The organism is Bacillus infantis, assembly GCF_050107595.1.
GTDB lineage: Bacteria > Bacillota > Bacilli > Bacillales > Cytobacillaceae > Bacillus_AB > Bacillus_AB infantis_C.
Genome location: NZ_JBNILH010000003.1, coordinates 35,898 through 50,683, shown reverse-complemented (window position 1 = coordinate 50,683; position 14,786 = coordinate 35,898). Strand labels below are relative to the sequence as shown.

7 protein-coding genes are annotated in these 14,786 nt (G+C 42.8%); 6 read left to right on the top strand and 1 reads right to left on the bottom strand.

The window, feature by feature from the left end; all coding sequences use genetic code 11:
• Window positions 1–92: 92 nt before the first annotated feature.
• Complete coding sequence (locus tag ACQCVH_RS06730) at window positions 93–3,563, top strand: S8 family peptidase (protein WP_426834995.1); 3,471 nt, start codon at window positions 93–95, stop codon at window positions 3,561–3,563.
• Between the two features lie 154 nt (window positions 3,564–3,717).
• Complete coding sequence (locus tag ACQCVH_RS06725) at window positions 3,718–6,192, top strand: transglycosylase SLT domain-containing protein (RefSeq protein ID WP_426834994.1); 2,475 nt, start codon at window positions 3,718–3,720, stop codon at window positions 6,190–6,192.
• Between the two features lie 409 nt (window positions 6,193–6,601).
• Here ACQCVH_RS06725 and ACQCVH_RS06720 read toward each other — a convergent pair whose 3' ends face one another.
• Entirely contained in the window at window positions 6,602–7,591 is a 990-nt protein-coding gene (locus tag ACQCVH_RS06720) for a C40 family peptidase (RefSeq protein ID WP_426834993.1), read from the bottom strand.
• 488 nt (window positions 7,592–8,079) lie between these two features.
• Between ACQCVH_RS06720 and ACQCVH_RS06715 the strand changes: the two genes are divergently transcribed.
• The 4 genes from ACQCVH_RS06715 (at window position 8,080) to ACQCVH_RS06700 (ending at window position 14,782) form a co-directional block, all read left to right on the top strand.
• Entirely contained in the window at window positions 8,080–11,412 is a 3,333-nt protein-coding gene (locus ACQCVH_RS06715; protein ID WP_426834992.1) for an S-layer homology domain-containing protein, read from the top strand.
• Window positions 11,413–11,649: 237 nt separating this feature from the next.
• Window positions 11,650–12,024: a hypothetical protein gene (locus ACQCVH_RS06710; RefSeq protein WP_426834991.1), complete on the top strand. Its 375-nt coding sequence runs from the start codon at window positions 11,650–11,652 to the stop codon at window positions 12,022–12,024.
• Between the two features lie 41 nt (window positions 12,025–12,065).
• Entirely contained in the window at window positions 12,066–13,496 is a 1,431-nt protein-coding gene (locus ACQCVH_RS06705; protein WP_426834990.1) for a recombinase family protein, read from the top strand.
• Entirely contained in the window at window positions 13,493–14,782 is a 1,290-nt protein-coding gene (locus tag ACQCVH_RS06700; protein ID WP_426834989.1) for a recombinase family protein, read from the top strand. Before ACQCVH_RS06705 ends, ACQCVH_RS06700 begins: the two co-directional genes overlap by 4 nt.
• Window positions 14,783–14,786: the final 4 nt, after the last annotated feature.

The following is a 14,786-nucleotide window of genomic DNA, read 5'->3' as shown; positions in this document are numbered from 1 at the left end:
ACTTCTTCTATTTTCCATTCGTATATTAAGAGGAAAATACTAGAAAGGAGATAGTGGACAAGGATCAAACTAGTTTAAGGGGGAAAAGTGAGTTGAAGAATGCGAAAAAGAAAGCTCTATCTGTCGGACTGGCAGCGGCGCTGATGGTGCCATCATTTGCTATGCCGGCAAGCGCAGGCTACGGGACTGTCTATAATACAGATAAAAAGCCGTCCTCAATGCTGGAAAAATTGAAGCAGCAGAAAGAGATTTACAGCAAGGATACCCTTGTTATCAAGTATTCTAAGAAACTTTCAGAAGCAGACCACCGTCAGGCAGGGACAACCCTTGTTAAATCATATCCTTCTCTTGGCTATGATGTGGTGAAACTAAAAAAAGGCTCCAAGCTGCAGTCAGTGATGGAGAAGTACAGATCCACCAAAAAAGTTCTGAATGTTTCGCGAAGTGCGGTCATTAACAGCTTTGCTGCAGCGAAGGATCCAAAAGCGAAGGATATGTATCATCTGAACCAGCTGGGGATTGAAAAAGCCCAGAAGCTTGCGGGCAATAAAGAAATCACTGTAGCTGTCATTGATACATGGGTCGATACGGACCATCCTGAGCTGAAGAATCAGGTGCTGCCTCCATACAATATTGCCAATCCGGCAAGCCCTGGCTCCAAGGAGGTACATGGAACCCATGTATCCGGGATCATTGCTGCTGAAAAAGGGAATGGCATCGGCGGATACGGAATCAATCCAAATGCAAAGATCCTGCCGATCAATGTGTTTGACGGCTATAATTCTGGATCAGACTATGTGATTGCGGAGGCCATTCTTTATGCAGTCGACCAAGGCGCGAAGGTCATCAATATGAGCCTGGGAGGCTACGGTGAATCCAAGATCATGGAGGAGGCCGTCGCAAAGGCAATTGAAGCGGGCGTTACGGTTGTTGCTGCTGCAGGAAATGAATCAACAGATCAATACTCGATGCCTGCATCCTATGAAGGCGTCATTTCTGTAGGGTCAACCAACAGCAGGAATCAGCTTTCATCCTATTCAAATTTTGGACCATCGGTGGATGTTGTGGCACCGGGTGAAGCTGTCTACAGCTCTACATACTATCCGACCCGCAGCCAGTCTTCTTTCACAGAAATGGATGGAACTTCAATGGCATCGCCTGTAGTGGCGGGCGTCGCTTCCCTGATATTGTCCAAATATCCGGATCTGAAGCCATACCAGGTGGAAGCGCTGATCGAAACAACAGCAAAGAACCTTGGCCAGCCTGGCTATGACCTGAAGTTTGCCAATGGCCTTGTCGATCCTGTTGCCGCTTTAAGCTATGATATTTCGAAGCTTCCGAAGGCTGAGAAACTGACAGCCGATCAGCTGGCAGAACAGGCGAAAGAGTTCAGCTTTGAAAATGGCGAAGTGAAGGCTTCCGGAAAAATTTCAGCGCCTATGCAGCAGGATGCCTATAAAGTTCCTGTGACAGCAGGCATTCCTGTCCAGATCATCCTGGATGGAGCAGATAAATATGACTATAAAGCAGAGGTTCTCTTCTATGGACAGGACGGCAAGAAGGCCGGGAAGCCGGTAGAGCTGAATCAATCAAGGGCAGGGGACGCGGAAGGATATGTCTATATGCCTGAAGAAGACGGAACCCTGGTTGTCTCTGTTTCTGATGCCAATGACAGCTACAGCAGATCAGGCGATTCCGCCTACACGCTGAGGATGTTCCAGCAGGAAGTCCCTGAGGATGAATCGAGCAAGGAAAGCATGATTGAGCTGGGCGCATTCCCTGCCAAGCACCAGGGCTATCTTTTCTCATCAGAAGATGGGGACAAGGACTACTACAGCTTCAAGGTCGATGAACCGACGATGATTGAAGCAAAGCTGTCCGGGCTTCCAGGTGTAGATGTAAGTCTGAATGTATATCTGAAGGATGATCTGATGATGGAACTCCCTGAGGGAATCCCGGCTTCAGAAGCATCCATGTATGAGCCATATCCGATTGAAATGGCCAATATGAATGGCCCGGGCAAGGGAGAGACCCTGGTTTTCGAAGCTATTCCTGAGATGGAGTATGTTGTAGAGGTATCTTCAGGCGCGGATGCCTTCTTTGATCCTTTCTACTTCATGATGATGGGCGACTACAGCCTTGAATCCCAGAACACAAACTCTCTGGTTCCTTACACGCTGACAGCAGAGGTGAAAGCACTGCCGGAGGATGAGGATATGTATCCGGAAATGATGCCTATTGAGGATATGCTGATGGAAGAAGAAATCACGCTGGAAGAATACAAGGCAGAAAAACAGGATGTCATTGATGACTTAATCATGCTCCTCGGCGGATTCAGCTACTTTACTAAAGAAGAAGTGGAAATGATTACATCAGCAGCCAGGCCACTTGAAGCAGGAGGCAGTGAAACTGGCTACTTCCAGATGTATGGGGACCAGGATTGGTTCAGCTTTACGACAGATGCAAATGCTGTATATGAGCTGAGCACCAATATGACCGATACACTGATGCCAAACATCGAGCTGTTCGAATACGATGCCGAAGCAAATGACTTGATCCCGGTTGCAGGCTCCTATTATGGATACGCGATGGACGGCACGATCGAGGCAGCGGACCTGACTGCTTCGCTGAAGCCGGAAAAGCAATATTACGTCATGCTCAACAATGACCGCATGACCATGGACCAATACAAGCTTAAGCTGAAAAAGGTCATGGATGCGCCAGCCGATGAAAACGAGCCGAATGACAAGCCAAGTGAAGCCAAAAACCTGGCTATCGGATCAAAAGCATCCGGCAACCTGGCCAGCATGAATGATATGGATTATTTCTACTTCAAAAACCTGGGCAGAGATCAGTTCGTCAATGTGACAATCACGCCGAACGAGATGAGTCTGAACGATCAGCTCCGCCTGCCAGGTGATTTCACACAGCAGATCGTCCCGCTAGTGGAAATTTATGAAGACACAAACAATAACAAAGAACTTGATGCCGCTGAGCAGACAAAGGTCATTGCCTACCTGCGCTATGACGAACTGATGAACTCCGTCTGGATCGGAGACTTGCCGCTGACGGCCACCTTTAAAGCAAAGGAAGGCCTGAACTATTTCATTAATGTCATCGATCTACAAGGCACTGGGTTAAGCTTCACTTCTTACGATATTGAATTGACTTCTTCAAGCAAGGTAAAAGATGAAGATGCCGGTTCAGTCGTCAAAAATAATATCCCTTCCAAGCCGATCATGCTGAAGCAGAAAGGGAAAACTTCCTCTGCCAAAGGCTACCTGAACATCGGGGTGCCTTTCGGGGATAAAGATCATTACAGCTTCGAAGCTGCCAAGGCGGGAAGCTACCAGTTTAAGCTTGATGTGCCGTCCCAGCTGGATGGGGTGCTTACCATCTACAACAATAAAGGCACACTGGTTAAAGAGCTTAACTATTACGGATATGGAGACAGTGAGCTGGATACAATTAAGCTTGAAAAAGGCAAATATTATATCGAGGTCAAGGATGCTGCTAACCAAAGCAGCGACAAGCCTTACGAGCTGACTGTGACACATCCATAATAAAAGGAAACCCGATCATAACGGATCGGGTTTCTTCTATTATATATACCTGCTGCCTAGGAGTGAGGAAATAATTAACATGGATTTATTTAAGTAAAAATAATAGTAAATAATGTTAATATAGAAATAGAATAACAGAAAAAGGGGTGCAGGAATGAAAAAGATGCTGATGCTCTTGCTTCTGGCCGGGATTGCCGGCGGGACTTCCGCCCATGAAGCACAGGCACATGTAACAGACGAGACAAAGACGAAGCGTCTGCAGTACCAAATCGACGGCCAGGAAACTGACCTGAAGGTGCTGGGCACGTATAAAGGGAAGAGCGGAGTCACCTATGACAGCTACAGCCCGGCATGGAAGGATGCCGCCAAGCTGGCAAAGCTGGACGAAGAGCTCCTGAAGAACAAGCATGGCGAGGAGCTTTCCAAGCTGGGGAAGATCCTCATCTATCCTGATTATCCTGCCGGAAAGCAGGTCGCAGGACAGTATTTTGCCAAATATCAATTTTCCGGCAAGGATGGGCAGCTGTCACCGGGCAGGATCATCCATCTTTATGGCGGGGACAAAAATACATCGGTTGCCTCGATGGCCCGGACGCTTTCTCATGAATATGGCCATCATGTAACTTTCTATATGCTGGTCGAGAAAGAAGATGTCCTGCCTGAGAACTGGCTGGAATCAGACTATGCCAAAGCAAGGGAGCTGGACAATTACCCGAAGGTGCACACAGATGATGAGGGCGCCTATGACTGGTATCTGCCTGAGGTGCTGGCAGAGGATTATGTGCAGCTGATGGGCAGTGAAACGGCAGTGAGCACTGAGGCACAATATAATGGGGAGCTTCCGACTCCATTTGACCTTTCAAATCTGCAAAGCTATTGGAACAGAATGCTGGGCAGCCGCTATGCTCCGAACCAGCCGCTTGCCCTAAGTTTGACAGACTATCGCAAAAACGGTTCAAATACATGGGATCTCCAGTTTGCAACAGACAGCCGCACCAGCGGGGAAGCCTATCTGTCAGGCCAGGCGCTGAATGAGAGATATGCGCCGGTAGCCCTTGGCAGACTTGGCGGACAGGCCGGCATGGACAACTGGTATACAGCTGGGCAATATGATTCCCAAAGTGCATGGATCCTGACTAACCAGGTACAGGGAGCACACTTCCGTCTGCTGCAGCATGAAGAGCAGGGCTTCAATAAGGGCTCAAAGACCCTAACGGTTTCTTACCAGAATGTTGCAGCCAGCAAAACTGCCCCGCCTGCTGCAGAGGAAGAGCAGACGCCGGCTATAGAAGTGAATGAAGAGCTGTCGATCGTGAAGAAGAAAGAGCTTCTAACAGCTGCTGCGAAAAAATATAATATTCCTGCCGAGGTACTGAAGGCAATCGCCTATAATGAATCCGGCATGAACCAGTTCCAAAAGGACGGAACCCCTCTTATTACAGATGATGGCGGCATCGGCATGATGCAGGTCACGCTTTCAGCTGAAGAAGCGGCTGCCAAAGGCTATGACAGGAACAGACTGATCACCGATACAGCATACAATATAGAAGCGGGAGCAAAAATCCTGAAGGAAAAGTGGAACTACACCTTCATCCCGCGCATCAATAACCATGATCCAAACATCATCGAAAACTGGTATTTTGCCATCATGGCGTACAACGGACTTTCGATGAGGAATGACCCGGACAACACGCAAGGAAAGACTCCTTACCAGGAAAAGATTTTTCAAATCATTGAGGATAATAGTCTGGTAGATTTGACTGCCATTCCCGAATTCGATGTAGAATACAAAGACCCGGCCCGTCCTGAAATCATGAGCTTCCCTTCGGGCAAGCTTTCTTATCAGTGGAGCGGCATGGACACAGAAACATCCCATCTGTTCGAAAAAGGGGATAAGGTGTATACATGGAATCATATGCAGTCCACTTCCAATCTGAGAGACGCTGTGGACGGCGGGCGTGCAGCTTCAGTGCCGCATTTCTCACCGCTCACAATTGTGTCAGGTCCGTACGAATCGGCCAACGCCAATAACCATTTTGTCTATTATGAAGTAAAGGGCAGCAATGTCCAGGGCTTCATTGCATCAACCTTGATCCACAAAGGGAACATCACTAATTTCAGTGATGTAAAGGACCAGGAAACCCGCGAAGCGGTAGCCTACCTGCAGATGAACAATATCCTGAACGGCTATCCGGATGGGCGCTTCGGCGTCAATGATCCGCTTCTCCGCCGCCAGGCAGCTGCCATCCTGATCAAGGAATTGGGGCTGACGCTCCCGGCCGGCTACAAAACGAAGGCAACCGACATGAAGCCAGGGGACCTTGGCTATGAAGCGATGGTTATCGCCGAGGCGAACGGAATCTTCGGCCAGGGCGGAGTGCTCAACGGCAAAGGGGAACTCACCAGGGCCCAGATGGCGTCCATCCTTGTCCGCGCCTACAGCAATGTAATGGACAAGCCGCTCTCCAATGCCAAGTTCAGTGATATTGATGAGGATTTCTGGAACTATAAGGATATCAATACACTTGCTTATAATAAAATCACGATTGCCGATCCATACCGTGCAAGCGAGTCTGTTAAACGGTCCCAGTTTGCGATTTTCCTTAAGAGGATTTTGGATCGGGAATAGAAAGAAAGCCGTGCTTCTTGAGAGGCACGGCTTTTGGTTTTGTTAAATAAGTACAAACTGCTTGGCTTACTGACTTTGTTATCTTCTTTGAATGCAGTCTGCTGATTTGCGTTCCAGGCACTTCGCTTTCCGCGGGGCGGCGCTGAGCCTCCTCGTCGTACCTCCTGCGGGGTCTCAGCTTTGCCGCTGCAATCCCGCAGGAGTCTTCGTGCCTTCCACTCCAATCAGCAGGGTTCCATAATTTTTGGGGCATTCTTAAATCTACCCAGTATAAATAATCTCTCATTTAATAAGGTAGAATTTATGAACGTCCTCCGTGAATTAAATAAAGGTAGAAGTAAGGTAGAAATTTTTTCTCCTCTGCTGCAAACTAAAAGCCGTGTCTCCTGGGAGGCACGGCTTTCTTTGGTTATTTTACATTAATTGATCGGTCGAGCAGGACGGCGAATTGGGCGCGGTTGACTTTTTCTTCAGGACGGAAGGTGCCATCTTTATAGCCGCCGCTGATGCCGTTGGCTGCCAATGCGGAGATTGCCTTATGGGCAGGGTGCTTGGCATCTACGTCGCTGAATTCAGCAGCTTTGCCTTTACTCTTCAAACCGAATGCTTCTGCCAAGGCAATAGCGGCATCCCCTCGAGTAATGGCTTCCTCGGGATAAAATTCTTTCCCAGCTGCCTTAATAAGCTTCTTTTTTTGAGCTGCCAGGATAGCACCGCTAGCCCAGTAGTCTGTTTTTACATCGGCATATATCTTTTTCATGCTGCTGATATTTAAGTCAAGCTGCTGTGCGAGCAGGGAGGCAGCCTGGGCGCGTGTCATTTCTTCATCCGGCTTAAAGTAGCTTTTCTCATAGCCGAGGAACAAAGTATCTTTACTAAGTTCAGTTATGGATTCAGAAGCCCAGAAATCTTTAGCGACATCGTGGTATCTTCCAACTGGCAACTCATATGAAAGAACCCGTCTTGCTCCCAGATACCGGGGAGCATAATAATATGGATCATTAAGGCTTGAGATGATGACGCCTTTTGAGGTGGAGCTATGTATGAATTGATCTTCTCCTATATATATGCCCACATGTGACGGGCCTTTTTTATATGTTTCAAAGAAAACGAGATCGCCTATCCGCAGATTGTCTTTTCCAGCCGGCTTGCCTGTGCTGTACTGAGCATCGGTAGTCCTCGGGATCGAGACACCTATTTCTTTCATTATATGTCTTGTATATCCGGAGCAGTCAAAGCCGCTAGCGGATGTGCCGCCGAATTGGTACGGAACCCCTATGTATTTTTTGGCTGCTGAAAGCAGGTGATCATAGTTTGAACTGCTTTCCGCCCCGGCAGAAGTGGACCCCAGGGCCCAGATGAACAGCAGGCCAAGGATGGCCGGCAAAGCTTTCTTCATTTTTATATCACCTTCTATTAAAATATTTTAAAAAATTTGAAACTTTTTCCTACAATGGGAAGTCTAACATAGTGGGAGGGCCGATAGTATTACAGTTTGGTAACAATTGCAAATGAATGGCATACTTTCTCCCAGGTGAGCATATATTGGTCTTTGTGGTGCCAAAAAGGCAATTTTACAAAGTTATCAAAATTAATACAAAAATGTCAGGAAAACATTTGCAACTTCTGGGAAATATTGTAGAATAATAGAAGAAAAGAACACATTTTGTGGTTAAAATCTTCCTGTATGCAAAAAAATAGGAAGATATGGTATAAATTAACCCTTTACATGTTGACTTTTCAATATGGCGATTCTATAATAAAACTTGTATTTGTTAATAACTAGGTTTAAGGGATGGGTTTTTATACATAGAAGAAGAATCCGTTAGTCTCTTAATCTTAGTTACTATATTCCTATTGAACATACTAAAGGAGGAAATATCTAAGATGGCTTACCAACCAAAGTCTTATCGCAAATTCTTAGCTGGTTCAGTAAGTGCAGCAGTTGTTGCTTCTGCACTAGCAGCTCCTGCCGGCGCTGCAGCTGCTTCAGCTAGCTTCCCAGACGTACCAACAGGTCACTGGGCTTACAACGAAATCACTGCATTGGCAGACAAAGGAATTATCAACGGTTACTCTGATGGCTCTTTCAAGCCAAGCCAACTGCTTAACCGCGGTCAAGCTGCAGTACTTTTCACAAACGCTCTAGGTCTTGAAGTTCCTGAAAACCTGAACGTTTTCAAAGACCTTAAATCTACTTCTTACTTCGCTCAATACGCAGCAGCTGTAGAAGCTAACGGCGTATTCGGCGGATATGCCAACGGCAACTTCGGCGCTGGCGACAACCTTACTCGTGAGCAAATGGCTTCTGTCCTAGTTCGCGCGTTCGATCTTAAAGACACTGGTGAAGCTGTAAACGTTGCTGACCTAAGCAAAGCTCACGCTTCTCACCAAGCTAACGTTAAGATCCTTGTTCAAAACGGAGTATCTGTTGTTTCTGACAACAACTTCCGTCCAAAAGAAACTGTAAGCCGTGCACAATTCGCTACATTCCTATACCGTGCAATGGTCCTTACAGGCAAAATCAACGAAAACGCTGACGTAGTAAGCGTTAAGGCGATTAACGCTACAACTGTTGAAGTTAAAATGGCTGGCGAAGTTAAAGACGTAGAAGCTTCTGACTTCACTATCGATGGACTTACAGTTTCTAACGCTGCTGTTAAGCAAACTGACAACACTACAGTTGTTCTTACAACTTCTGCACAAGAAGGTAAAGAATATACTCTTAAAATCAAAGGCGAAACTGCTGGCAAATTCACTGGCGTTTCTGCAGTAGTTCCTTCAGCTGTTAAGATGACTACAGCTTCTACTCAAGGAGTTATCGGTAACGAAGTCACTCTTAAAGCTCAGGTAACTGTTGCTGACGGACAGTCTAAAGCTGGTATCCCTGTTACTTTCAACATCGTTAACAGCAGCTCTAACAACGAAAAAATCGAAGTTGAAGCTCTTACTGACGAGAACGGTGTAGCAACTTACTCTTACACTCGTTACTACGGTTCTACTGACACAGTAACTGCTTACGCTACTAGCAAATCTTCTGTACACTCAACTGGTAAAGTCTACTGGGCTAATGCTGCTCAATTGACTGTTAAAGATGTGACTGAAGGTTCAACACTAGTAAACGGCACTAACAAAGTTTACGAGATCAACTCTACTAAAAATGCAGGTAAGTATGTATTTGTAACTTTCAAAGAAAACTTAGATGTTACTCCTGACAAGTTGACTAAAACTGTTACTCCTCAAGGGGTTACTACTCATGTACTTGATTCTGATGGCGATGTTACGAATGCATCAGCTTTATACCCATATGAAACTACAACTGGCGGTAAAGCAGTAACTGCTGTTAAGCTGGATTCAAAAGGAAAAGCTAACTTAGTATTGTCAGGTTCTGATGCTTCTGTAACACCAGTTGTGTTTGAAGGTACTTATACTGGTACTGGTTCTAGCGTAACTGATTATAAAGCTGAATATTCAGCAACAGCACTACAAGCTGAAGGTTCAACTGTTAAGTTTGAACTTAAGCACCAGCTTGGTTTAACTCTAGAAGCTGTTGGTAATAAGAATGCAGCAACATACCTGAACGGTACAGAGACTGGTGGACGTGACTACAAGCTAACTTATGTAGATAAGGATGGCAAAGCAGTTGCAGCCGGCACAAAAGTTAAAGTTGCAATCGACAAGACTGGAATTAATGGAACATTTACTTTGTTAGATTCAAACGGTACAGCTGTAACAGGTACAGAAAGAAACGGAAAAATCTACTATGAAGTGACTGTAGGAAAAGACGGGCAAGCTACATTTACAGTCGCTAGCACTAGAGCAAATGATTATGTGACACCTGTTGTATTTATTGACAACGGTAAAACTGCAAATGAACTAGATACTAATGATCTGCAAGCAACTGCTGAAATCACTTATTTTGTTGACGAAGTGACTTACACAGCCCAGCTAGTAGCATTAGGTTCAGATGGTAAAGCAGCTAAACCAGTACTTGCTAACAACAGTGACTACATTGAATTCGTTTATGAGTTAGTTGACCAAAACGGTAAGACTCGTAGAGCTTCTTCTCAAACAGAAGTAACATTTAATGTAACTGCTGGCGCAGGAGCATTAGTTGTAGATAACACAATCAATCTAGCTCCAGGACAAAGCCGTCCAGTAACAAAAACAATTGCTGCGAACGCTACTGAAGCGTCAATTCAAGTTAAAGCAGAATCAGCATCTTCTGCTTATGTAACAGCTACTGGATCTAGAGCGGGAGTGGTTCTTCCTACTACTAACCCTACTTCTGTAACTGGAACTTTCTTGAGCACATCTGAACTAATTGATGGCAAAACTTATGCTGGTGCTAATGTAGTTGGCGTTGACAAAGATGCAAACACTGTAACATTAGCAATCAGTGGTAAGAACCACACTGTTTCTTATGGAAGTGGTAACCTATACATTGGTGGGGCTTCTAAGACAATTGTTGACTTTGAAGCAGCATTGAGTGTTGGAGACGTCGTTACTTATGTACCAGGTACAACTCCATACTTTGATATAACTACTAATAACCCAGCAGATACTACTGCTCCTACAGCAACTGTAGCATATACTGCAGAAGTACCAGCTGTGACAACAAATGCATACGCAACTGACACAGTAACGGATTCTGGTAAAGATTTAGTCTTTACTGCAACTGAATATGGTTCTGAGTATAACGGTATTCAAGTTAAACTACTTGACAATAATAATGGTAATACATCAACTACTGCATCTTTAGACCAGGTTTCTGGTAAGTATGTAATCAATGTTGATCTTTCAGATGATGGTGCAGGCGCTATTACAGCTGATTTTGATGATGTAGTCGCTGCAGTGAATAACTGGTCTTCTACTACTAAGGTAAGAGCAACAGTTGCATCAGCTGATGCTACTACTGTAGTAACTCAAGCAGCTACTGCTACTTTAGCTAATGGATCAAAAGCTACACCTGCTGAAAATGCTAAGTTGACTGTTACTTTCAACGAAGCAATTGCTAATCCAAGTGCTGTAACTGTATCTGCCCCTACTGGCAAAACACTTGGTACTTCACCAGTATTCAACTGGAATGATGGTAAAACAGTATTAACAGTTACTCTTGGTTCTGATGCATCTACATTTACTTCTGGTGATGTTATCACTGTTTCTAATGCTAAAGACGCGTCAGGTAACACTCAAGTACTAACTCCTGCTCTGCCTTAATTTTTCTTAAGGAGTGTTTGGATTTTGGAAGACAGAGAGCTTTGCTCTCTGTCTTTTAATTTTTATTCAAAAAAAACGACTTACTAGTCGTTGGGGTCCTCGCACAATTTGAGAACCTAGTAATATTTATTTTTACGTAATAACCAGCTAGTCAAAGATATATTATTTATATGAAGCAACGCCAGAAGCCCTAATTCCGTAGAGGAGTTAGGGCTATTTCTATTAAGGAGGAATAACATGGCCAAAGCAGTAAAGCAAATGCAAGAAGAACTACAAAAAGAAGTGAGGATCAAACCGGCTAAGCGAGTGAATATCGTCAGCCTGAAGCTGGTGAAAGAGTCCAGTCTACTATACAAGGAGAGACATATCCGATCTCCAGAGGACGGGTACAGGCTGATGAAGCACTTCCTGAATGACCTGATCGGGAGGCGTTCATCGTCATTAGCCTGGACACCAAGAACTAGCAGCTGTTCATCAACGTCAGCATATAGGCAGCCCAAATGTTGTATTGTTTATCCAAAGTTCATTATTAGAAACTCTATAAGAAAGGTCCCGTTTGGAATTTCTCGATTTTCTTTTGTAAAACTTCTACGTATACAACAAATATGTTAAGCGCACCTTACTATTAATTTCACAAGAAAGGTGTGTTTTATATGGATGAAAAAAATAAGTTAGCTATCAGTTATTGTAGAAAATCTACAAGAGTTAAAGGTAAGTCTGTAGAGGAAAGTGTAGGTTATCAACAGGAAGCTATAAATCAATACGCAAGGAAGAATGGGATCCAGATAGTTAAAGGATTTAGCGATGTTGGGGTATCCGGAAAAGATACTAATAGACCAGAGTTACAGGAAATGATTCACTTTTTAAAAACAACTAATGAAAAAATAAGTGAGTTGATTATCTACTCGATTGATCGTTTTGGTAGAGACTTACAGCATAATATACAGCAAATGTTGGAGATTCTACAACTGGTAGAAAAGGTTAGTTTTGTTTCCCAGCCAATTACGAGTGATACAACTTACTTTAAGCTATTGTTTTTAACTTTAACCGCTGTAGCGCAAGATGAAAGGGAGAGATTATTAACACGGTGTGCAAATGGCAGGAAGCAGAAAGTGTTGAGCAGAAAAAGCTTTGACGGAAATTACAAGCCTTTTGGAATGGTAAAAAAGGATGATTCTGAAAAGTTAATTGCAGCCAAACCATTAAATGTTTTAGAGCCGAGTATGGCACAAGAATTTATACAGATTCAGTATATTTTCTATTTATATATGTACAATTATCCACTTAGAAGAATTGCTAGTATTCTAAATGAGAAATTTGGAAAAACGAAAAGAGGTGTAGATTGGACATATAAATCAGTAAAGTACATCCTTCAAAACCCGGTATATCTCGGCAAACTTAGGGGGGTCCTAGAGGGATCAACCCATTACCTTATTGATAATGCCAACGTAGAAAGTATCATCGATCCAGCTACTTTTATGTTAATTCAAAGAAAATTGCAATTTGAGAAGGCAGGAAGAAAGAAAAGGGAGGTCTCCCAAAGCCCTTATTTTAACCTCTGCTATAGCTGTGGGAGTTACTTAGAGAAGGAAAGTGGGATGTATGCTTGTAGAAAGTGCGTTAAATCAGTAGATACTTTAATAGTTGAAGAAAAAATTAAAAACAGCTTGATGAATTTCTTAAAGTTTAAGGAGTTGAACCACTCATGTATTATAAAAAAACATCTTCTTGAGCTACGTGAATCTGATGAAGAACGATTGAGAGCCGGTAAAATTGAATTGAAAAAGCTTGAGAGCAGATTAAACGAAATTGAAAGATTAGAGATTAATGAGGATCTAAAAACTAGGCTGAGGAGTACAAACACAGTAGAGACAAGAAAGTTAAATATGAAAATGGAAGAACTGCGAAGAAAGATAAACTATTTTGAAAATAATGAATTAAATTATTCATGCATAGCACACTCTAAAGAAGCTAAGGATTTTTTGATTAGAACACCATTTATAGTGCTATACAATTTCATTGAAAAAGAGGTAGTTATTTTGCCGAATAAAAATCTTCTTAAGAAAGATGCGGTAGAACAATGAAAGTTTGCGCAGTTGGTTATGCACGAACATCTAGTTATTTAAATCCACGAGCAAGTATCCCGAATCAATGTAAATTAATTAGAGAGTATTGTGAAACAAATAACATATTTTTAAAAGAGATCTATATTGATGAGTCAAAGACTGCGACCACGGTAGAAGGCAGAGAAGGATATTTGAAAATGAAGTCTGATATTGAAAATGGCGATATAGATATGGTTATTGTGTCATTTTTTGACCGACTTGCACGTGAGGCATTTGAGTTTATTTTGACAGTCATTGATTTAAATAAAAAAGGGGTTGGGATAGTTAGTATCTCTGACGACTTATCCAGCACAAAAATGAGCCCAATCCACTTAGCAATGATTGCTTTTGAAATAGAACATGAAAATAAACAGAGAACAGAAAGGATCCATAGTGCAATTAAAGATAATAGAAGAAAAGGGATTTATAATATCCCCCATATACCCCTAGGATATATTAAAGATAGAAACGGAATGTTAGCAATAGAACCGCAAAAGGCTATATTGGTAAAGGAAATATTCGAATTTTACATATTCACTAAATCTTTTTATGAGACGGTGGGACGGTTTACGGAAGTTGAGGGGCTTAAGGAAAACATGATAAAAACTATTCTTGAAAATAAAACCTATACTGGATTCATCTATAAGAAAAAACAGAAAAATAACAGTATTGAATATATTCAGGAGTCATTTGTAAGTCATCCTTCGCTAATTGATGATGAGACATTTGAAAAAGCAAGGCTAATTAGGGAACAAGACCAAAAAAGGGCAAAGAGAATAACAAAACCTTACTTGCTTAAATATCTATTTAAATGTCCAAAGTGTCACAAGAGTATAGATTCGGGTAAGGGAAAGTACACATGCGGTAGATGTAAAGATGCTGGTATGATATTTGACCAAGAGGTCTTGGAAAATGAATTTATTAATTGGATTAGTATTTATTCTGGCCAGATCAAGTATAAAAGAACTGAAGAGTATAGTGAATGTATATACAAGATTGAGAAGGAGAAAAGGAAGCTAGAAGAAAATTATTCTAAAGCTAAAATATCACTTACTGAATTTCAAGTAAAGGTTAACCACCTAAATGAGCAAATTGTGGACTTCAATAAAGCTGCTTATTCGAGTGATGACTTTAAAGCTATATACGAAATTAAAAAACTAATTAGAAAAAAAGCATGGTTAAGGTTAAGAAAGATAATGGTTGAGGAAAAAATGTATATTACTTTGAATGAAGAACTTTGCTTTGTATTATTGAATAACAAATAAAATC